This window comes from Novilysobacter viscosus (assembly GCF_046600715.1).
Lineage (GTDB): Bacteria > Pseudomonadota > Gammaproteobacteria > Xanthomonadales > Xanthomonadaceae > Lysobacter_C > Lysobacter_C viscosus.
The window spans coordinates 1-20,555 of the sequence record NZ_JBJMAV010000013.1; the positions used below are offsets into that span (position 1 = coordinate 1).

Annotated in this window: 15 protein-coding genes and 8 tRNA genes; 6 read left to right on the forward strand and 17 right to left on the reverse strand. The window is 67.1% G+C overall.

From position 1 onward, the window contains the following. The 14 genes from ACJQWL_RS13520 to ACJQWL_RS13585 form a co-directional block, all read right to left on the reverse strand. Nucleotides 1-885, reverse strand: an 885-nt coding sequence (locus ACJQWL_RS13520) for a SurA N-terminal domain-containing protein (protein WP_411300961.1), incomplete at its 3' end; no start/stop codon positions are given. Between the two features lie 256 nt (nucleotides 886-1,141). After that, nucleotides 1,142-1,218: transfer RNA gene (locus ACJQWL_RS13525), tRNA-Asp, on the reverse strand. Between the two features lie 94 nt (nucleotides 1,219-1,312). Continuing rightward, a tRNA-Asp gene (locus ACJQWL_RS13530) sits at nucleotides 1,313-1,389 on the reverse strand. A 111-nt stretch (nucleotides 1,390-1,500) separates the two neighbouring features. Further along, nucleotides 1,501-1,575, reverse strand: a tRNA-Val gene (locus ACJQWL_RS13535). 67 nt (nucleotides 1,576-1,642) lie between these two features. Next, the gene (gene hbs / locus ACJQWL_RS13540) at nucleotides 1,643-1,915 is read right to left on the reverse strand and encodes a non-specific DNA-binding protein Hbs (RefSeq protein WP_332704540.1); all 273 of its coding nucleotides are present in this window, start codon (nucleotides 1,913-1,915) and stop codon (nucleotides 1,643-1,645) included. Between the two features lie 218 nt (nucleotides 1,916-2,133). After that, on the reverse strand, nucleotides 2,134-4,569 hold the full coding sequence (gene lon, locus ACJQWL_RS13545) for an endopeptidase La (protein WP_332704542.1): 2,436 nt from the start codon (nucleotides 4,567-4,569) through the stop codon (nucleotides 2,134-2,136). 307 nt (nucleotides 4,570-4,876) lie between these two features. Beyond that, nucleotides 4,877-6,169 (reverse strand): ATP-dependent Clp protease ATP-binding subunit ClpX, encoded by a 1,293-nt coding sequence (gene clpX / locus ACJQWL_RS13550; RefSeq protein WP_332704544.1) that lies wholly within the window; start codon nucleotides 6,167-6,169, stop codon nucleotides 4,877-4,879. A gap of 169 nt (nucleotides 6,170-6,338) precedes the next feature. Beyond that, nucleotides 6,339-6,965: an ATP-dependent Clp endopeptidase proteolytic subunit ClpP gene (clpP, locus tag ACJQWL_RS13555; protein WP_332704546.1), complete on the reverse strand. Its 627-nt coding sequence runs from the start codon at nucleotides 6,963-6,965 to the stop codon at nucleotides 6,339-6,341. Between the two features lie 177 nt (nucleotides 6,966-7,142). After that, a complete protein-coding gene (tig, locus tag ACJQWL_RS13560) occupies nucleotides 7,143-8,444 on the reverse strand; it encodes a trigger factor (RefSeq protein ID WP_332704548.1) in 1,302 nt (433 codons plus the stop codon). A gap of 260 nt (nucleotides 8,445-8,704) precedes the next feature. After that, a tRNA-Leu gene (locus ACJQWL_RS13565) sits at nucleotides 8,705-8,791 on the reverse strand. Between the two features lie 204 nt (nucleotides 8,792-8,995). Further along, nucleotides 8,996-9,071, reverse strand: a tRNA-Lys gene (locus ACJQWL_RS13570). Nucleotides 9,072-9,121: 50 nt separating this feature from the next. After that, nucleotides 9,122-9,198, reverse strand: a tRNA-His gene (locus ACJQWL_RS13575). A 120-nt stretch (nucleotides 9,199-9,318) separates the two neighbouring features. After that, nucleotides 9,319-9,395: transfer RNA gene (locus ACJQWL_RS13580), tRNA-Arg, on the reverse strand. A 47-nt stretch (nucleotides 9,396-9,442) separates the two neighbouring features. Further along, a tRNA-Pro gene (locus tag ACJQWL_RS13585) sits at nucleotides 9,443-9,519 on the reverse strand. A gap of 163 nt (nucleotides 9,520-9,682) precedes the next feature. Between ACJQWL_RS13585 and ACJQWL_RS13590 the strand changes: the two genes are divergently transcribed. Next, nucleotides 9,683-10,432, forward strand: coding sequence for a Bax inhibitor-1/YccA family protein (locus ACJQWL_RS13590; protein ID WP_330969457.1), 750 nt, complete (start codon nucleotides 9,683-9,685; stop codon nucleotides 10,430-10,432). A gap of 225 nt (nucleotides 10,433-10,657) precedes the next feature. On the opposite strand, the gene ACJQWL_RS13595 is transcribed toward ACJQWL_RS13590, so the two are convergent. From ACJQWL_RS13595 to grxC, 3 genes are all read right to left on the reverse strand, one after another. Then, nucleotides 10,658-11,671 carry an isocitrate dehydrogenase gene (locus ACJQWL_RS13595; protein ID WP_330969456.1) on the reverse strand — a complete coding sequence of 338 codons (1,014 nt, stop codon included), beginning with the start codon at nucleotides 11,669-11,671 and terminating at the stop codon, nucleotides 10,658-10,660. A gap of 159 nt (nucleotides 11,672-11,830) precedes the next feature. Further along, on the reverse strand, nucleotides 11,831-12,247 hold the full coding sequence (locus ACJQWL_RS13600) for a carboxymuconolactone decarboxylase family protein (RefSeq protein ID WP_330969455.1): 417 nt from the start codon (nucleotides 12,245-12,247) through the stop codon (nucleotides 11,831-11,833). Next, nucleotides 12,244-12,537 carry a glutaredoxin 3 gene (gene grxC, locus ACJQWL_RS13605; RefSeq protein WP_330969454.1) on the reverse strand — a complete coding sequence of 98 codons (294 nt, stop codon included), beginning with the start codon at nucleotides 12,535-12,537 and terminating at the stop codon, nucleotides 12,244-12,246. The genes ACJQWL_RS13600 and grxC overlap by 4 nt, the downstream gene beginning before the upstream one ends. A 379-nt stretch (nucleotides 12,538-12,916) precedes the next feature. On the opposite strand from grxC, the gene ACJQWL_RS13610 reads away from it, so the two are divergent. The 5 genes from ACJQWL_RS13610 to ppx all read left to right on the forward strand — a co-directional run bounded on the left by ACJQWL_RS13610 (nucleotide 12,917) and on the right by ppx (nucleotide 20,482). Continuing rightward, on the forward strand, nucleotides 12,917-14,494 hold the full coding sequence (locus ACJQWL_RS13610) for a M48 family metalloprotease (protein WP_330969453.1): 1,578 nt from the start codon (nucleotides 12,917-12,919) through the stop codon (nucleotides 14,492-14,494). Nucleotides 14,495-14,626: 132 nt separating this feature from the next. Further along, nucleotides 14,627-15,334, forward strand: coding sequence for a phosphate regulon transcriptional regulator PhoB (gene phoB / locus ACJQWL_RS13615; RefSeq protein ID WP_330969452.1), 708 nt, complete (start codon nucleotides 14,627-14,629; stop codon nucleotides 15,332-15,334). Nucleotides 15,335-15,493: 159 nt separating this feature from the next. Continuing rightward, the gene (phoR, locus tag ACJQWL_RS13620) at nucleotides 15,494-16,813 is read left to right on the forward strand and encodes a phosphate regulon sensor histidine kinase PhoR (RefSeq protein WP_330969451.1); all 1,320 of its coding nucleotides are present in this window, start codon (nucleotides 15,494-15,496) and stop codon (nucleotides 16,811-16,813) included. An 8-nt stretch (nucleotides 16,814-16,821) separates the two neighbouring features. Next, complete coding sequence (gene ppk1, locus ACJQWL_RS13625; protein WP_330969459.1) at nucleotides 16,822-18,936, forward strand: polyphosphate kinase 1; 2,115 nt, start codon at nucleotides 16,822-16,824, stop codon at nucleotides 18,934-18,936. Between the two features lie 16 nt (nucleotides 18,937-18,952). Continuing rightward, nucleotides 18,953-20,482 (forward strand): exopolyphosphatase, encoded by a 1,530-nt coding sequence (gene ppx / locus ACJQWL_RS13630; protein ID WP_330969450.1) that lies wholly within the window; start codon nucleotides 18,953-18,955, stop codon nucleotides 20,480-20,482. Nucleotides 20,483-20,555 lie beyond the last annotated feature (73 nt).

Below are 20,555 nucleotides of genomic sequence, written 5' to 3' on the forward strand. Positions count from 1 at the left end.
CAGGATATGCGAGGCCAGGCGCTCTTCCTGCGCGGCCGACCGCGCCTGGCGCTGCTCGAAGCGCTCACGCAGCACGGCCTCGTCGGCCGCCGGCGGCGCCGGCATCGCACTGGCGTCGAGTTCGACATACTCCAGCGTCACCGACTCGGGGGCGCGGTAGTCCTCGGTGTGGCTGTCGTACCAGGCCTGGATCTCGGCGCCGCCGACCGCCGCGTCAGCGACATCGGGCTCCGGCAGCATCAGCGCACTGACATCGCGCGTCTCACCCATCAGCCGCGCCAGGCGGTCCATTTCCGAGGCAGTGACGAAACTGCTGCCGGCCACGCCGGTGCCGGCCAGGGTCTGCAGCAGATTCTCGCGCACGAACTGCTCGAACTGGCGCGGCGACTGCGCCGGCACCTGCGAGGCCAGGGTGAGCTGGTAGCGGTCGGCATCGAAGCGGCCGTCGACCTGGAAGCCCGGGATCTCCTGGATCGCGTCGCGCACCATCGCATCGCTGACGGCGACCTCGCCATTGCGCGCGGCCAGCGCCTGCACCTTCTGGTCGATCAGCCCTTCGAGGATGAGGCGCTTGTTGTCGGCGCTTTCGAACCCGCGAGCATCGAACGCTTCACCCTGCTGCGCGCGCTGCTCCTGGCGGACCTGCTCGAGGCGGTTGCGGTACTCGGTGACGGTCACCTCTTCGCGCTCCCAGAACATGGACACCGGCCACCACGACGGCGCCGAGGTCCACCAGGCCGGCGGCGCCTCGACCTGGGCCACCGAGTTGTCGGTGCCCTGCACCATGTACTGATCGAGGCCGAAGAGGGCGAAGGGCACGATCAGGATCACGAGGATCGCGGTGCCAATCAAGCCGGTCGTCTTTTCGCGGATTTTCAGCAGCATGTTCGGATCGCGTCGGTACGGAAGCCGCACAGTTTAACGCGCTTCAACGCCCTCGGCCCGTGCGGCGGGGGGCTGCGACATGGCCGCGGCCGAGCGCTGCGTTTCTGGGCGCGCGAGGCGTTGGCTCCGAAGTGCCTCCAGTGCGCCGGCCAGATGGCCCTGAGCACTTGCAGGCGTCCGGGCCCGCAACCCGCGGTGGCGGTAGGGCACTGGACAAAAAAAGGCGCCGTCACCGGCGCCTTTCGTGAAGCAGAACTGGCGGAGCGGACGGGACTCGAACCCGCGACCTCCGGCGTGACAGGCCAGCATTCTAACCAACTGAACTACCGCTCCAGAATTTCGAGGCAATGATTGAACGCGGACGCGTCCGCACTGCTCTCACTTAAAGCAAAGGCGCCGGAAATGCTCCCGGCGCCCCTGGTGTTACTGGCGGAGTGGACGGGACTCGAACCCGCGACCTCCGGCGTGACAGGCCAGCATTCTAACCAACTGAACTACCACTCCACGTCTAGAACGAACACGTTGCAAACTGACACGTTGGAACAAACATCTTGGAACCGAACATCCTGAACGAGCAACCCGCCGATGCCGACGGGTGTAGCGGCGAGGTGCTGGTGGTGGGTGCTGAGGGTTTCGAACCCCCGACCCTCTCCGTGTAAAGGAGACGCTCTACCGCTGAGCTAAGCACCCTCGCTTCTACAAAGCATGTCGCTTTTGCGAGCCGCCGCCGACGCATTCGCGTCGCCGGCCGAGCTGCTTAGTTTACGGCATCCTTGAGCGCCTTACCAGCCTTGAACGCCGGATTCTTCGAGGCCTTGATCTTGATGGCTTCACCGGTCTTGGGGTTGCGACCTTGGCGCGCGGCGCGCTTGCGCACCTGGAAGGTGCCGAAGCCGACGAGGGTCACGGTGTCGCCCTTCTTCAGCGCCTTGGTGATGACACCGACCATCGCGTCGACGGCATTGGCGGCATCGGTCTTGGACAGCTCGGCGGCGTCGGCGACGGCACCAACAAAATCAGCCTTATTCATTCGTATGGACTCCCTGTGCGGCAGTGCCGCAATGTTCTGAGAATCGCCGGGCCCCGCGCACGGGACGACCCGCCGATCGATTGACCGCACCACCTGCTTGCTGCAGCCGTAGTGCGGTTGCCCTCGTTATACCAGCGGGATTTTGGGGGCGCAAGCCTGAAAGCCAGCAATGACGCGGGTTTCAGCGAATCAGGGCAGATTTGGACACGTGCCGTCGCTCAATGCTTGACACCTGCCTGCGCCGCCGGCGTCTTGCCGCGACGCACCGGTACCTCGGCCTGCCCCGAAACCGGCGCGGGCGACAGCGGCCGTTCGAGCGCGATGTCGAGCACTTCGTCGATCCACTTGGCGGTCACAATCTTCAGCCCGTCGGTCACCGCCTTGGGCAGGTCGACCAGATCCTTCGCGTTTTCCTCCGGAATGATCACCGTGCGGATGCCGCCGCGCAGTGCCGCCAGCAGCTTTTCTTTGAGCCCGCCGATCGGCAGCACGCGGCCGCGCAGGGTGATCTCGCCGGTCATCGCCACCTCGGCCTTGACCGGGTTCTTGGTCAACATCGACACCAGCGCGGTGGCCATCGCGATGCCTGCGCTCGGCCCGTCCTTAGGCGTCGCGCCTTCGGGCACGTGCACATGCACGTCGTGCTTGTGCAGGAATTCCAGATCGATACCGAGCCGCTCGGTGCGCGCGCGCACCACCGACAGCGCGGCCGATGCCGACTCCTTCATCACCTCGCCGAGTTGGCCGGTCAACAGCAGTTGCCCCTTGCCAGGCACCAGGGTGGTCTCGACCTGCAGCAGGTCGCCACCGACCTCGGTCCAGGCCAGGCCGGTGACCAGCCCGATCTCGTTCTCTTCCTCGGCGCGGCCGAAGTCGAAGCGGCGCACGCCCAGGTACTTGTCGAGGTTCTTGGAGTTGATGCTGAGCGCGCCCTTCTTTGCCGCGCCCTTCTTCGGCGGCCCGGCCAGTGCGACTTCCTTGACCACCTTGCGGCAGATCTTGGAGATCTCGCGCTCCAGGTTGCGCACGCCCGATTCGCGCGTGTAATAGCGCACGATGTCGCGCACCGCGCCCTCGGCGATCTTGATCTCGTCGGGCTTGAGCCCGTTGGCCTTGATCTGCTTGGGCAGCAGGTAGCGCATGGCGATGTTGAGCTTCTCCTCCTCGGTGTAACCGGGGATGCGGATCACTTCCATGCGGTCCAGCAGCGGGCCCGGGATATTGAGCGAGTTCGCGGTCGCCACGAACATCACCTCCGACAGGTCCAGGTCGACCTCGAGGTAGTGGTCGTTGAACGAGTCGTTCTGCTCCGGGTCGAGCACCTCGAGCATCGCCGAGGACGGGTCGCCGCGGAAATCCATCGACATCTTGTCGATCTCGTCGAGCATGAACAGCGGGTTGCGGGTGCCGACCTTGTTGAGGTTCTGCACCACCCGGCCCGGCATCGAGCCGACGTAGGTGCGGCGGTGGCCGCGGATCTCGGCCTCGTCGCGCACCCCGCCCAGGCTCATGCGCACGAACTTGCGGTTGGTCGCCTTGGCGATCGACTGGCCCAGCGAGGTCTTGCCTACGCCCGGCGGGCCGACCAGGCACAGGATCGCGCCTTTCATGTTCTTGACCCGGGTATGCACGGCCAGGTACTCGAGAATGCGTTCCTTGACCTTCTCAAGGCCGAAGTGGTCGGCATCGAGCACGTCCTGCGCGGCCCTCAGGTCCTTGCGGATCTTGCTGCGCTTCTTCCACGGCACGCCCAGCACCCAGTCCAGGTAGTTGCGCACCACCGCGGCCTCGGCCGACATCGGCGACATCTGCTTGAGCTTGTTGAGCTCGTTGCGCGCCTTGGTCTCGACCGGCTTGGGCATGCCGGCCTCGGCGATCTTGCGGGTCAGCTCCTCGATGTCGTTGGGCGCATCGTCGCTGTCTCCGAGCTCCTTCTGGATCGCCTTCATCTGCTCGTTGAGGTAGTACTCGCGCTGGCTCTTCTCCATCTGCGATTTGACCCGCCCGCGGATGCGCTTCTCCAGCATCTGCACGTCCATCTCGCCATCGACCAGGCCGACCAGCTGCTCCAGCCGGGTGCCGAGCTCGTGCGTTTCCAGCAGCTTCTGCTTGTCGCCGATACGCACGCCCAGGTGCGCGGCGATGGTGTCGGCCAGGCGGCCGGGATCGTCGATCCCGGACAAGGTCTGCATCAGCTCCGGCGGCAGCTTGCGGTTGCTCTTGACGTACTGCTCGAACAAGCCCATCAGCGAGCGGGTGATGGCCTCCAGTTCGCGCTCATCGCGGTCGAGCACGGGGTCGACGATCTCGGCGTGGCCGGCTAGCGCACCGGCGCGTTCGGCGACATGGCTCAGGTCCACCCGCGCCACGCCTTCGACCAGCACCTTGATGGTGCCGTCGGGTAATTTCAGCAGCTGCAGCACGTGCGCCAGCGTGCCGACGCCGTACAGGTCGCGGGCCTGGGGGTCGTCGGTCTCGGCCGATTTCTGCGCGACCAGCAGGATGCGCTTGTCCGACTCCATCGCCAGGTCGAGCGCGCGGATCGACTTGTCGCGACCGACGAACAGCGGAATCACCATGTGCGGAAAGACGACAACGTCGCGCAGCGGCAGTACCGGCAGGGCGAAGGTGTCGGATTCGATGTGTTCGGTCATGGTCGTGCTCCGAAGCGGGAGCCGGGCACCAACGCGCCCGTCTCGGAAAGTCAGAAAGGTGCGTGCGGCGGCCCTGGGCTCGGTTATGGGGGTCCACGCCGATGGATGCAAGCGGTGTGCCCGGCCGGCTGGCACCGCAGCACGCGGCCGATCCGTTGACAGTCAGCACCTTGCCCTGCGCAGTGGCAAAGTCGCGTCAATTCGCCGCAGCTCGCTGCATTCAGGGGCGCGTTACAGGGGACACTGCCGCGTCGGCAGCATCGCGTCATGACTAGCCGGCCGCTGTTGTTGGCCGGCGCGCGCCGGTTCAGTCGCCCGAGGCTGCCTTGGGCACGGCGGCCGGCGGCGACTGATAGATCAGGTACGGCTCGGTCTTGTGGTCGATGACCGATTCGTCGACCACCACCTTGCTGACGTTCTCCAGCGAGGGCAGGTCGTACATCGTGTCCAGCAGAACCGATTCGACGATGGTCCGCAGCCCGCGCGCGCCGGTCTTGCGCTTGAGCGCCTTGCGCGCGATCGCAACTAGGGCGTCGTGGCGGAACTCCAGTTCGACCCCCTCCATGTCGAACAGCTTCTTGAACTGCTTGGTGATCGCGTTCTTGGGCTCGGTCAGGATGGTGACCATCGCCGCCTCGTCCAGCTCCTCCAGCGTGGCGACCACCGGCAGGCGGCCGACGAACTCGGGGATCAGGCCGAACTTGATCAGGTCTTCGGGCTCGACCCCGGCGAGGATTTTGCCAACCTCAAGCTTGCGCTCGCTGCTCTTGACCTTAGCGCCGAAGCCAATCCCGCCGGCTTCGGTGCTGCGCTGCTGGATGATCTTGTCGAGCCCGGCGAACGCGCCGCCGACCACGAACAGGATGTTGCGGGTGTCGACCTGCAGGAACTCCTGCTGCGGGTGCTTGCGCCCACCCTGTGGCGGCACGCTGGCGACGGTGCCTTCGATCAGCTTCAGCAGCGCCTGCTGCACGCCCTCGCCGGACACGTCGCGGGTGATCGAGGGGTTGTCGGACTTGCGCGAGATCTTGTCGATCTCGTCGATGTAGACGATGCCCTGCTGCGCCTTGTCGACATCGTAGTCGCACTTCTGCAGCAGCTTCTGGATGATGTTCTCGACATCTTCACCGACGTAGCCCGCTTCGGTCAGCGTGGTCGCGTCGGCCATCGTGAACGGCACGTTGAGCATGCGCGCCAGGGTCTCGGCCAGCAAGGTCTTGCCCGACCCGGTCGGCCCGACCAGCAGGATGTTGGACTTGGCCAGCTCGACGTCGTCGTTCTTCTGGCGGCTCTCGATGCGCTTGTAGTGGTTGTACACCGCGACCGCCAGCGTGCGCTTGGCGCGCGCCTGGCCGATGACGTACTGGTCCAGCACCTCGAGGATCTCCTTGGGCTTGGGCAGGTGGCTGCGGGCCGACTGCGCCTTTTCCTCGAGCTCCTCGCGGATGATGTCGTTGCACAGCTCCACGCATTCATCACAGATGAACACGCTCGGACCCGCGATCAGCTTGCGCACCTCGTGCTGGCTTTTCCCGCAGAACGAGCAATAAAGGATCTTGTTGCTGTCGCCCGTGCTGCGGCCCTGTCGGTCGTCGCTCATGCTTGTGCCCAAATGGTGCTGGTATCGCGAACCCGCCCTGCGCAGGCGCGTTCCAGTGTCCGTGCCTGCAGTTCGGCCCGAGAATAGCACAGCGATCCGGCCCGGCTCCGGACCCGATCGCTGGAACTAAATGTCTTTATGTTCAAACAGTTACAAAGAAAGATGCGAATCAACCCGGCTGGACCGATTCGTCCGGGCGACGCTCGAGCACCTCGTCCACCAGGCCGTATTCACGCGAGGCTTCGGCGCTCTTGAAGTTGTCGCGCTCGGTGTCGCGCGCGATCGTCTCCAGCGACTGGCCGGTGTGCGTGGACAGGATCTCGTTGAGCTTCTGCTTCAGCGACAGGATCTCGCGGGCGTGGATCTCGATGTCGGAGGCCTGGCCCTGGAAGCCGCCCAGCGGCTGGTGGATCATCACCCGCGAGTTCGGCAGCGCATAGCGCTTGCCCTTGGCCCCGGCAGCCAGCAGCAGCGCGCCCATGCTGGCGGCCTGGCCGACGCAGATCGTGCTCACGTCCGGCTTGATGTACTGCATGGTGTCGTACACCGCCATGCCCGCGGTGACCACGCCGCCGGGCGAATTGATGTACAGGCTGATGTCCTTCTCGGGGTTGTCGGCCTCCAGGAACAGCATCTGCGCGACGATGACGTTCGCCATGTGGTCGTCGATGCCGCCGACCATGAAGATCACCCGCTCCTTGAGCAGGCGCGAATAGATGTCGTACGCGCGCTCGCCGCGGCTGGTCTGTTCGACCACCATCGGCACGAGGTTCAGGGCTTGGGTTCGGTTGTCCATCAGTGCGGCACCTGTGGCTGACGTGGTTTGCAATGCGATCGACTTGGGGCCGATCGGACGGTGTCGCAAGAGCTGCAGAGCAAACCCGTCCGCGAAAGACGCAAGGGACGCAAAAGAACTACGAGATTGCCTTGCTGTTTTTTGCGACCTTTGCGCTCTTTGCGGACCATCTGGGCTCTACTGCCGGATCGCCTCGCTGAACGACATCGGCTGCTCGGTGTGCTGGGCGCGTTCGGCGATCCAGTCGATCACCTGCTCCTCCATCACCCGGTTCTGCAGGCCGGACATCAGCTGGGCGTCGTTGCGGTAGAGCTCGATCACCTGCTGCGGCTCTTCGTAGGTCGAGGCGATCAGCTTGAGGGTCTCGGTGACGCGCGCCGGCTCGAGCTTGAGCTCGTTGCGGCGCGCTACCTCACCGACCAGCAGGCCGACGAGTACCCGTTTACGAGCCGGCTCGATGAACGACTGGTGGGCATCAGCCGGCAGCTCGCCGATCTGGCGGCCCTGGCGGCGCGCCTGCTCGACGGCCTGGCGGGCCATGTCGCCGGCCTCGTTCTCGACCAGCTTCGGCGGCATCTCGACCTGCTCGTACGCGGCAATCAGCTGCTCGCCGACTTCACGGCGCAGCCGGGTCATCAGCGCGCCCTTGAGTTCGCGCTCCAGGTTGGTGCGGATGTCGGCGCGGAACTGCTCGGCGTCACCGCTCTTGATGCCGAAGCTCTTGATGAAATCGGCATCGACCTCCGGCAGCACCGGCTCGGAGACCTTGGTCGCCTTTAGGTGCACCTGGACCTTGCGGCCGGCGAACTGCTGCACGCGCCAGTCGGCCGGGAACTCGACCTCCGCCTCCTTCTCCTCGCCGGCCTTGAGGCCAGCCATGAGGCTTTCGATCGCCGGCAACATGCCGCCCGAACCGAGCACCGATGCACCGCGCTCCACGCCCTCGGCCGGAATGCGCTCGTCGCCGGCCTGGGACCAGGTTTCGATCTCGACCGCGTCGCCTTCCTGCGCGGCACGATCGACCGGGTTCCAGGTGCGGCGCTGCATCCGGAGGTTCTCGATCATCGCGTCGATGTCGCTGTCGCTGACTTCCGCGGTGTGGCGGACCACGGTGAGCTTGGCCACGTCGATCTCGCCGAAGTCCGGCACCACCTCGAAGGTGGCGACATAGGCCAGCGCTTCGGCAGCCTCGGCGGCCGGCTCGATCCGCGGGTTGCCGGCGATCTGCAGCGACTCCTGCCGCACCGCGCTGCGGAACTCCTCGCGCAGCATGCCATCGAGGATCTCGGCGCGGACCTGCTGGCCGTAGCGCTGCTCAATGACCTTGGTCGGCACCTTGCCGGGACGGAACCCCTTGATCTTGGCGCCGCGCGCGATCTCGCGCAGGCGGCCGCCGACCTGGATCTCCAGGCGCTCGGCCGGAAGGCTGAAGGTCATACGGCGTTCGAGGTTACCGAGCGATTCGACCGAAACTTGCATATCCACTCCTGCCACCGCGGCGAGCGGCCGCGGCACGATGTTGATGATCTGGTGTTGATGATCTGGCCGACCGGTCGGACAAACCTGCGACCGCCGCGGCGGAACGTACTAGTTTGGCCGATTCCTGCCGGCGCCGCCAGTTGTGCGCTGCCCGGCCGTGCGTGCGTGCTTGCCCGAAGAGAAAAGTCAACCTCGACGGGATGGTACGGCGCTCGCGAACGCTCGTTGGATCGGCCGGGCTATTGGTTCTCTGCCTGGGTTGGTGCGAAAGGGGGGACTCGAACCCCCACGAGGTCACCCTCACTGGAACCTAAATCCAGGGCGTCTACCAATTCCGCCACTTTCGCGATGCCGCTGGAGCCGTCCGGTGCGCCGCGGAGCATTCTAGGGCCGCGACCGCGCCAGCGCGAGATCGCAACGGGCCTGTAGGAGCGGCTTCAGCCGCGATCGGCATGCCAGGCCGCTGGTCCGGTTGCGGTTCGCTTTTTACGGAGGACTTTTACGGAGGCAAAAAAAAGCGCCTCGGATTGCTCCTAAGCGCTTGATTCAAGTGGTGGGCCGTCAAGGATTCGAACCTTGGACCTATTGATTAAGAGTCAACTGCTCTACCAACTGAGCTAACGGCCCGAATGCGGGGCGGCACTATAGCAACAATGTCCCGCCTCACACAATCGATTTGGGGTGGCTGAGGGGACTCGAACCCCCGACATCTGGAATCACAATCCAGTACTCTAACCAGCTGAGCTACAGCCACCATTGACTTGCATGGCGGGCCGTCGCGAACGACAGCACGCCAGGTGTTTCCCGGTTCGCCAACACCGACTCGCCACAAGGCGGATCGGCCTTCGCTTGGAGCACCATGCCGAACCAGCACTGGCGCGCCCGGCAGGACTCGAACCTGCAACCACCGGCTTAGAAGGCCGGTGCTCTATCCGGTTGAGCTACGGGCGCATGCGGCCCGCATATTAACTGAACCCGCGGCATTCACCGCGACAGGATGGTCGGGGCAGAGGGATTCGAACCCCCGACCCTCTGGTCCCAAACCAGATGCGCTACCAGACTGCGCTATGCCCCGGGCCAGACTTGCCTTGCGCATCGACGCCGCGAAAGGCCGGCCATTGTGGGCACGGCCTTTCGAGGTGTCAATCGTGACGCGGCAGCACGCGGCATGTGTATGCTCGCGCGCAGCCGGCAGGCGTTCAGCTTGTCCACCCCGATAGAAGCGAGGAGCAACCACCATGCGCAGCGGCAACCCCGCACTGAAGGACAGCACCTTCCTGGACCTGGGCACCGGATCCGTCGTCCGCGGCGGCGACGCCGTCATGACCCTGGCCGGCACCGTCAACAAGACCGGCTTCCTGCTGCTGCTGAGCGTGCTGACCGCCACGTTCGCCTGGCTGCAGGTGAGCACCCCGGACGGCATCGCCGGCGCTGCGCCGTACGTATGGGGTGGCGCCATCGGCGGCCTGGTGATCGCCCTGGTGACGGTGTTCAAGAAGACCTGGGCGCCGGTCACCGCGCCGCTGTACGCGCTGGTCGAGGGCTTCTTCCTCGGCGCGCTGTCGGCCATGTACAACCACCTGTACGAAGGCATCGTGATGCAGGCGGTGATGCTGACCTTCGGCACCCTGTTCGCGCTGTTGTTCGCCTACCGCAGTGGGCTGATCCGCGCCACCGAGAATTTCAAGCTGGGCGTGGTCGCGGCCACCGGCGGCATCATGCTGGTCTACCTGGCCACCATCGTGCTGGGCATGTTCAACATCCAGATCCCGATGATCCACGAGTCCGGAATCGTCGGCATCGGCTTCAGCCTGTTCGTGGTGGTCATCGCCGCGCTCAACCTGGTGCTGGACTTCGATTTCATCGAAACCGGTGTCGAACAGGGCGCTCCCAAGTACATGGAGTGGTACGGCGCGTTCGGGCTGATGGTCACCCTGGTGTGGCTGTACATCGAATTCCTGCGACTGCTGTCGAAGCTGCGCGACTGACGCAGGCCGAGCGGCGCCCGGCCGCCTCGCAACCAAGGACGACGGACGGAGAAGGCAATGGTCGAATCCCATTGCCTTTTTCTTTGCGTGGCCGTTTTTCCTTACCGGGTTCGGATGCTCCGGCTGCCGGGATCGCGTAACGCGTCCGCGTCCGCGTGAAATGCCCCACCCCAACGAGACAGGGCGCCTGGAGGCGCCCTGCTGGGAATCGATGCGGGTAGGCGATCAGGCCGTTGCGCGCCGGGCGATCGCCTTGGCAAACGACAGGGTGTCGCCGGTGCCGCCCAGATCGGGGGTCAGCGAGTCCTTGGCCTCCAGCGTGGCGACGATTGCGCCGCGAAGCCTGGTGGCCTTGTCCGGCATGCCCAGGTGATCGAGCATCTGCGCGGCGCCGAGCAGGAGCGCGCACGGATTGGCCTTGCCCTGGCCAGCGATGTCAGGCGCGGTGCCGTGAACGGCTTCGAAAATGGCCGCATCGGTGCCGATGTTCGCACCCGGGGCCAAGCCCAGGCCGCCCACCAGCCCGGCGCACAGGTCGGAGATGATGTCGCCGAACAGGTTGGTGGTCACGATCATGTCGAACGACTCGGGCTGCATCACCAGCTTCATGCAGCACGCATCGACGATCATCTCGTCGCACTGGATGTCCGGGTATTCGGCGGCCACCGCGCGCGCGGTCCTGAGGAACAGGCCCGAGGTCGACTTGAGGATGTTGGCCTTGTGCACCACCGTGATCTTCTTGCGACCGGTCTTGCGGGCCAGCTCGAACGCGTAGCGCACGATGCGCTCGGAGCCCCGGCGGGTGACCTTCTGGGTCAGGACGGCGGTCTCGCCGTCTTCGCTGAGGTGCTGGCCTTCACCGATGTAGGCACCCTCGGTGTTCTCGCGCACGGTGATCAGGTCCACGCCATCCGGAAAGCGTGACTTGGTATTGGGAAACGACTTGGCCGGACGCACGTTCGCGTAGAGGTCGAAGCGCTTGCGCAGCTCGACGTTGATCGATGAAAAGCCCTCGCCGACCGGCGTGGTCAGCGGGCTCTTGAGCGCGACCCGGTTCTTGCGGATGGAGTCCATCGTCGCCGCCGGCAGCAACTCGCCGTGCTTCTCGAGCGCGACAAGGCCGGCGTCGGCCTCTTCGTAGCGCAGGCCCAACTGCATCGCATCGAGCACGTGCAGGGTGGTGTCCATGATTTCAGGGCCAATGCCATCGCCACGGATGACCGTAATGGTGTGCGTCATAGGGGAGGTTTCCAGCTGGTGGCGCGGGCGCGGGGGACGCGCAGCGCAAGGGGTTTAGCCCCGGAATTATGCCCCGCCGGGGCCCCACTTCACAGGCCCGGCAGGTTCCGGCAGGCAGCCGGGAGCCGCACAACCCCGCCATACAAGGGTTTCAGCCGACTAGCCGTGGGGATGCGCGTCCGGGGCCGGCAATCCGTCCTGCTCCAGCCGGTCGAGGAAGTCCACCGCGCGGCGCATGTGCGGGATCACGATCGACCCGCCCACCACCAGTCCGATGGAGAACGCCTCGAACATTTCCGCGCGGCTGACGCCTGCGTCCCTGCACTGGGCCACGTGGTAGCTGATGCAGTCGTCGCAACGCAGCACCATCGAGGCCACCAGGCCCATGAGCTCCTTGGTCCTGACGTCCAGCGCGCCGGCCTGGTAGGCCTGCGTATCAAGCGCGAAAAATCGCTTCACCACCTGGTTGGGCTCGGCCAGGATGCGTTCGTTCATGCGCTTGCGGAAGGCGGTGAACTCGGCAATCCGGTCCTGCTCGCCCGTCCCGGCGGCCTCGCCCGTGCCGGCGCGGCTCATGCTTTTCCCTCGAGCAGGGGCTGCAGGCCACCGGCTCGATGCAGGGCGATCATGTCGTCGTAGCCGCCCACGTGGGTATCGCCAATGAAGATCTGCGGCACGCTGGTACGGCGGGTGAGTTCGACCATCCGCTGCCGGGCGTCGGGCTCCAGGTCGATGCGCACTTCCGTCCATTCGCGGCCCTGGCTGCGAAGGAAGTTCTTGGCAGCCACGCAGTACGGGCAGATGGCGCTGCTGTAGATCGTGATCGGCGGACCGTCGCCGCCGGCGGGGGTGTTTGAATCGCTCAACTCGCTGCTCCGGGATGGGATGGGGCAAAAACGCCCGACGCCACCCATGCGGATGGCAGGTCGGTGCATGCGTGAAAGGGTAACCTCGAGTGCGTGAAACTTCGCCGGACGGTGGTGGTCCAACACGTCGTGTCGCACCGGGAAACGGATCGGGGCCCGGGCAACCTGGAGCAAGCGGCAATGGCGAAACAGGCCGGTCCGGTTAACGACGGATTCACGCGAATGCCGCTCGTGGGCCGCATCCTGCTGGAGTCCGGCCCTATCCCTGGGCGGCGGGTCACCCGCCGTCCCCCTGCCGTCCCCCTGCCGTCCTGATCGACAATCCGACCCGCCGCGCCCTGCGGCCGCCAGTGCACTGCATCCCACCCGGAGTCCCCCCTTGCGTATCGCCCCGCTCACTGCAGCCCTGGTCCTGGCGCTCGCCAGCGTGTGCGCGCCGGCCCAGGAAACCCGTCTGCCCGACATCGGCTCGTCCGCGGGCGAGCTGCTGACCCCCGCCCGGCAGGAGCAGTACGGGGCAATGATGCTGGCGCAGCTTCGCCAGTACGACTACCTGCTGGAAGACCCGTTGCTGGACCAGTGGCTGGATGCCCTGGGCAACCGCCTGGCCACCCACAGCGATCAACCCGGCCAGTCGTTCAACTTCTTCCTGATCAAGCAGCGCCAGATCAACGCGTTCGCGACGCTCGGCGGGTACATCGGCGTCAACGCCGGGCTTGTGCTGGCGGCCGAACGCGAAGACGAAGTGGCCGCGGTGATGGCCCACGAAGTCGCCCATGTCACCCAGCACCACGTGCTTCGCGGGGTGGAGCGCGCCCAGCGCGACCAGTTGCCGATCCTGTTGGCGATGCTGGGCGCGGTGGCAGCCGCCAGCGCCTCCGACAGCCGGTCCGGCGGCAATGCCGCACAGGCGGCCATCATCTCGGCGATGGGCCTGATGCAGCAGCGACAGATCGATTACACCCGCTCCAACGAGCACGAGGCCGACCGCCTCGGCATCCAGACGCTGGCCCGCAGCCAGTACGACCCGGTGGCGATGGCCGACTTCTTCGGCACCCTTCAGACCCGATCGCGTGCCAATGCGGCCGGTTACTACGACACGCCCGAATACCTGATGACCCACCCGGTCACCACCACCCGCATCACCGAGGCCAAGCAGCGCGCGGAGCAGATTGCGGCCGCGCCCAGGGGCTTCACCGGAAGCGTGGGGGGCAGCGACAACCCGCTGCTGCCGGAGGGCTTCAGGCTGCCCGCTCCCGGACTGCGGAGCGAGGGCACCGGGGATTTCGAGTTCGCCCGCGAACGCATGCGCGTGCTGACCGCCAACACGCCCGGCGAGGCGGTTCGCGAGTACGCGCAGATACAGGCCTCGGGCACCCTCGACGCCGCGCAACAGTACGGCTTTGCGGTGGCGCGCCTGCGGGACAACCAGGCTACCGCCGCGCGCGAGTCGCTGCAGCAGTTGCTCGAGGCGAGGCCAGGCGACCCGTGGGTGACGCTGGCATTGGCCGAAGCCGAGGCCCGCAGCGGCCGCTCGGCATCGGCCGACAGTCGCTTGGAGGCCCTCCTGCGGAATTCCCCCAACGACCGTGCGGCGGCCCTGACCTATGCCGCCTTGTTGGCCGAACGCAATTCCGAGGAAGCAGGCAAGCGCGCGCAAGCGGTGCTGCGGCCGCTTCTGGGCCAGTCCGACGAGGATGCGGTCTTCCAGCGGACGTTCGCGCGCGTCAGCGACATCGCCGGGGACGTGGTTCGCGCCGGCGAGGCCCATGCCGAGGCCGCTTTCCTCAATGGCCGCCCCGAACAGGCGCTGGTGCAGCTGAACACGCTCAAGCAGCGCCCGGAAGTGGATTACTACGCCCGGGCACGGATCGAATCGCGGATCGCGGCCATCACCCCGACCGTGCTGGAACTCAAGCGCCAGGGCATCCGCGACGAGGACCTGGGCCGGCGCTGAGCGGACCGCGCCGCGTGACACCGGCAAGACCGTGTCACGACCCAGTCACAAAACGGTAGTGTACTGGCGCGGCCCAACCGGTCCGCGGCCCCGTGCCGCGGACCGGCCCCGCCCCCAGCTGCCGGTGACCGCGTGCAGAAACGCATCCTGATCGTCGAAGACGAACCCGCCATCCGTGACATGGTCGCCTTCGCCCTGCGCAAGGGTGAATACGACCCGGTGCACGCTGGCGATGCCCGCGAGGCGCAAGCCGCGATCGCCGACCGCGTTCCCGACCTGATCCTGCTGGACTGGATGCTGCCGGGCACCAGCGGCCTGGAGCTGGCCCGGCGCTGGCGCCGCGAGTCCCTCACCCGCGAGGTGCCGATCATCATGCTCACCGCCCGCGGCGAGGAGAACGACCGCGTCGGCGGGCTGGAGGCGGGGGTCGACGACTACGTGGTCAAGCCCTTTTCCGCGCGTGAACTGCTGGCGCGCATCCGCGCCGTGCTGCGCCGGTCGCGCGAGGACGACGAGGACGGGAGCGTCAGCGTCGGTGGCCTGCGCATCGATGGCGCCGCGCACCGGGTCTTCGCCCGCAACGGCGGCGAAGACCAGCCGGTCCAGATCGGCCCGACCGAGTACCGCCTGCTGCATTTCTTCATGACCCACGCCGAGCGGGTGTACTCACGAACGCAGCTGCTGGACCACGTCTGGGGTGGCAGCGTCTACGTGGAGGAACGCACCGTGGACGTGCACATCCGGCGGCTGCGCAAGACGCTGGAACCGCATGGGATGGACGGCATGGTGCAGACCGTACGGGGCTCGGGCTACCGTTTCTCCACCTCTGCCGAAGTCTGAGCCGGCGGCACCGGAGGATGGAGAACCGGGACTGACGCACGCGCAGGGAACCGCTGCTTTGCGCCTGCCAACGTGTCATTGTCTTGAAGCCCGCTGGCAATCCCGGCCGGCTGCACTTCCATTCCCTTGCGCCTGTCCCGATTGATCCTCCCCGACCCCATGCCCCCCCGCGCCCGCTCCGCCTGGTTCCGCACGCTCGGCATGCTTGCCGTGGTACTTGCAGCGGCGGTGGCCGTGGGCGTGGCCATCGGCTATCCGTGGCCGGTGCTGGCGATGGCGGCGCTGGCCGTGGTCGCCTGGCATTACTGGCGGCTGAGGCGGGTGCTGCTGCGCCTGACCGCCCGCCAGCGCATGCCGCCCCCGCGGGGCGATGGCGTATGGAATGAACTCGACCGCCTGCTGCATCGAACCCAGACGGAAATGCGCGGCCGCAAGCGCCGGCTGCTGGAGATGCTGCGGGCCTACCGCGCTGCCGCGGCCGCGCTACCCGACGCCATCGTCGTGGCGGACCGCGACACCCAGCGCATCGTCTGGTTCAGCGAGGCGGCCGGCCCCCTGCTGGGGCTGGGCTACCCCGAGGACATCGGCGCCCCCCTGGTGGCGCGCCTGCAGCCGTTGCCCCTGGCCGGCTGGATGGCCGCAGGCCAACACGCCGAACCGCTCGAGGTCGCCTCCCCGCTCAACCCCGGCGCCACCCTCAGCCTGCGCCTGATCCCGTATTCGGAGTCGCTGTGGCTGCTGGTCGCGCGCGACGTCAGCCGATTGCTGCAGCTTGAGCAGATGCGGCGCGACTTCGTCGCCAACGTCTCCCACGAGCTGCGTACCCCGCTCACCGTGGTACACGGCTACCTGGACATGCTCGACCCGGCCGACCACCCCGAATGGGCGCCCATCGTGGCCGAGATGCAGCGCCAGTCGCAACGCATGACCCAGCTGGTGGAAGACCTGCTGACGCTGTCCCGGCTGGAGTCGCAGGACAGCCTGCCGGTGGAGGAACCGGTCGCGGTCGCGCCGATGCTGGGCACCCTGCGCCGCGAGGCCGCGGCACTGAGCCAGGGCCGCCACGAGGTATCGATCGAGGATGAAGCGGAGGTCGACCTGTTCGGTTCCAACAAGGAACTGCACAGCGCGTTCTCCAACCTGGTCAGCAACGCAGTGCGATACACGCCCGCAGGCGGGACGATCAAGGTGCGGTTCCGCCGCGAGGGCCGGGGGGTCGCACTTGAGGTGATCGACAGCGGCTACGGCATTCCCGCCTCGCACCTGCCACGCGTAACCGAGCGTTTCTACCGGGTCTCCAACAGCCGTTCGCGCGAAAGCGGGGGCACCGGCCTGGGGCTGGCGATCGTCAAGCACGTGCTCAACCTGCACCAGGGCCGGCTGGAGGTCAGCAGCGAAGTCGGCCACGGCAGTACATTCGCATGCGTGTTCGGCGCGGAGCGCGTGATCGAGCGCGAAACCAGTGAGGTCCCGACTTGAACCGTTCCCTGCCCGACCCCCGGTCCCCAGCACGCACCGCCACTGCCGCCCAGGAGACGCCGGCCGAGCACGATCCGCTGCGCGACAGCTCGCTCTACTTCAATCGCGAGCTCTCGCAGCTGGACTTCAACTTCCGCGTGCTGGCACAGGCGCAGGACCCGCTGGTGCCGCTGCTGGAACGGCTGCGCTACCTGTGCATCAGCTGCACCAACCTGGACGAGTTCTTCGAGATCCGCGCCGGCACCCTGCGCCACGCGAAGGAGCTGGGCCTGACCGCACATGCCGACGGGCTGGCGCCGACCACCGTGCTCAACCGCATCCACGACCGCGCCGCCGACCTGGTCGCCGCGCAGTACGAATGCTGGAACAACCTGCTGCGCCCGGCACTGGGCCAGGCCGGGGTTCGCGTGCTGGCGCGCGACGCATGGACCTCGCGGCAGACGCGCTGGCTGCGCGCCTACTTCCGCGACGAAATCATGCCGGTGCTGTCGCCGCTGGGGCTGGACCCGGCGCACCCGTTCCCGAAGATCCTCAACAAGTCGCTCAACATCGTGGTGGTGCTGAAGGGGCGCGATGCGTTCGGGCGCAACGGCAACCTCGCCATCGTGCGTGCGCCGCGCTCGCTGCCGCGCATCATCCGGATCCCCGAACGCGTGTCGGGCGGCGCGCACGACTTCGTGTTCCTGTCGGCGGTGCTGTCTACGTTCGTGGACGAGCTGTTCCCGGGCATGGAGGTCAAGGGGGCGTACCAGTTCCGCGTGACCCGCAATTCCGAACTGCTGGTGGACGAAGAGGAAGTCGACAACATCGCCCTGGCGCTGCGCGACGAACTGGTCGGACGCGGCTACCTGCGCGCTGTTCGACTGGAGATCGCCGACGCCTGCCCCAAGCCGATCGTGCGCACCCTGCTGGACAACTTCGACCTGCCCGAAAACGCGGTGTACTGGATCAAGGGCCCGGTCAACCTCAACCGCGTCATCCAGGTGTACGACCTGGTCGACCGCCCCGACCTGAAGTTCCCGCCGTTCCAGCAACGGCTGCCAGCGGGCATGGATGCGATGTTCAAGCGCATCGGCCAGGGCGACATGCTGCTGCACCACCCCTTCGACGCCTTCACCCCGGTGTTGGAACTGCTCCGCCAGGCGGCCGAGGACCCCAACGTGCTGGCGATCAAGCAGACGCTGTACCGGTCGGGCAAGGATTCGCCGATCGTCGAGCAGCTGGTGCAGGCCGCGCGCAATGGCAAGGACGTCACCGTGGTGGTGGAGTTGCGCGCACGCTTCGACGAGGAGGCCAACCTGGATTTCGCCGACCGCCTGCAGGAGGCCGGGGTGCAGGTGGTCTACGGGGTGGTGGGCTACAAGACCCATGCCAAGATGCTGCTGATCGTCCGCCGCGAAGGGCGCAAGCTCCGGCGCTACGTGCACCTGGGCACCGGCAACTACCACTCGGGCACCGCGCGCGCCTACACCGACCTGGGGCTGCTGACCGCGCGCCCGGACATCGGCAACGATGTGCACCAGATCTTCCAGCAGCTCTCGGGGCTGGCGCCGGCGATCAGGCTCAAGTGCCTGCTGCAGGCACCGTTCACGTTGCACGCCGGCGTACTGATGCGCATCGACCGCGAGGCCCGCTTCGCGCGCGAGGGGCGGCCGGCGCGGATCGTGGCCAAGATGAACGCGCTCAACGAACCCCAGGTGGTGCGCGCCCTGTACCGCGCATCCCAGGCGGGCGTGCGCATCGACCTGATCGTGCGCGGTGCCTGCACGCTCCGCCCGGGGCTGCCGGGGGTGTCCGACAACATCCGGGTGCGCTCCATCGTCGGCCGGTTCCTGGAACACAGCCGGGTGTACTGGTTCGGCAACGGGGGTACGCCCGAGCTGTTCGGCGCGAGCGCGGACTGGCTGGAACGCAACCTGCTGCGGCGGGTCGAAACGGGTTTCCCGATCGTGGATCCCGAGCTTGCCGCACGTGCGACGGACGAGACGATCGACAACTACCTGGCCGACAACCTCAATGCCTGGGAGCTGCAACCCGACGGCGAGTACCTCAAGGTGGTGCCGGGCGAAGGCACGCCACCGCACTCCGCCCAGAGCGTGCTGTTGGCGCGGCTGTGCGGATGACCGATCATCCGCACCGATGAACGGACTGCTGCACACCGCCCGACTGCCGCTTCAGGACGGCGACCTGCTTGCAGCGGTCGACCTGGGCTCCAACAGTTTCCACATGGTCGTCTCGCGCTACCTGCTCGGGCAGCTGCGCACGGTCGACCGGATTCGCGAGACCGTGCGCCTGGCCGACGGCCTGGACCGCAAGGGCGGGCTTTCGCCGGAGGCGCGCAGCCGTGCGCTGGACTGCCTGGCGCGCTTCGGCCAACGCATCCGCGACATCCCGCCGCAGCGCGTACGCGCCATCGCCACCAACACCGTGCGCCGGCTGGCCGCGCCGCAGGCATTCCTGATGCCGGCCGAAAGCGCGCTCGGACACGCCATCGAAGTGGTGTCCGGCCGCGAGGAGGCGCGCCTGATCTACCTGGGCGTGGCGCACTCGCAGCCACCCAGGGAGGGCCACCTGCGGCTGGTCATCGACATCGGCGGCGGGTCCACCGAATGCATCATCGGCTCGGGTTTCGAGGCGATCGAGCGCGAAAGCCTGCAGGTCGGCTGCGTCGCCAGCACCCGGCGCTTCTTCCCCGGCGGCAAGCTCACCCGCAAGCGCTGGCGCGAGGCACGGGCGGAGGTCGCCGCGGAGTTCCAGCAGTTCGCCGGCACCTACCGCAGCCTGGGCTGGCAGGAGGTGCTGGGTTCGTCGGGCACCAACAAGGCCATCGGCGAGATCTGCGCGGCGATGAAGCTGACCAAGGGCGCGATCACCGCCGAGGCCCTGCCCCACGTGCGCGACCGCCTGCTGTCCGCCGGCCACGTCGATGCCATTGACCTGCCCGGCCTCTCGGCCGACCGGCGGCCGGTGATCGCCGGCGGGGTGCTGGTGCTGGAGGCGGCGTTCGACGTGCTGGGCATGGAACGGATGCTGGTGAGCAAGGCCGCCATGCGCGAGGGCGTGCTCTACGACATGCTCGGGCGCGGCGGCAAGCACGACCCGCGCGATGCATCGGTGGCGGCGCTGATGCACCGTTTCGCGATCGACCCCGCGCAGGCCGGGCGCGTGGAGCAGACCGCGCTGCGGCTGTTCGACCAGGTCGCGCAGGCGTGGTCGCTGGTCGACGATGACCGGGTGATGCTGCAGCGTGCTGCGCGGCTGCACGAACTGGGGCTGGCGATCGCCCACAGCCAGTACCACGTGCACGGTGCCTACATCCTGGAACACTCCGACATCGCCGGTTTTTCGCGGCAGCAACAGCAGTTCCTGGCCGCGATGGTGCGCGTGCACCGCCGGCGCATCCCCAGGACCGCGTTCGACGCCCTGCCCGACCGGCTGCTCGCGCCCGCCAGGCGCAGCGCGGCGCTGCTGCGCCTGGCGGTGCTGCTGCACCGTTCGCACGACGCCGACCCGATTCCCCGTGTCGAGCTGGCCGCCGATGACACCACTTTGCGCATGACCCTGGGCCGGCGCTGGCTGGAGTCGCGCACGCTGCTGGCGGCGGACCTCCAGGGTGAGCCGGAGGACATGCAGAACCTGGGCATCGCGCTGGCGATCGAGGCGGGCTGAGCCGCGACATCGCCTTCCGACCGGAAGAGACCGGGGCCGCCACCGTCATCACAGCGTCACCGGCCTGCCATCA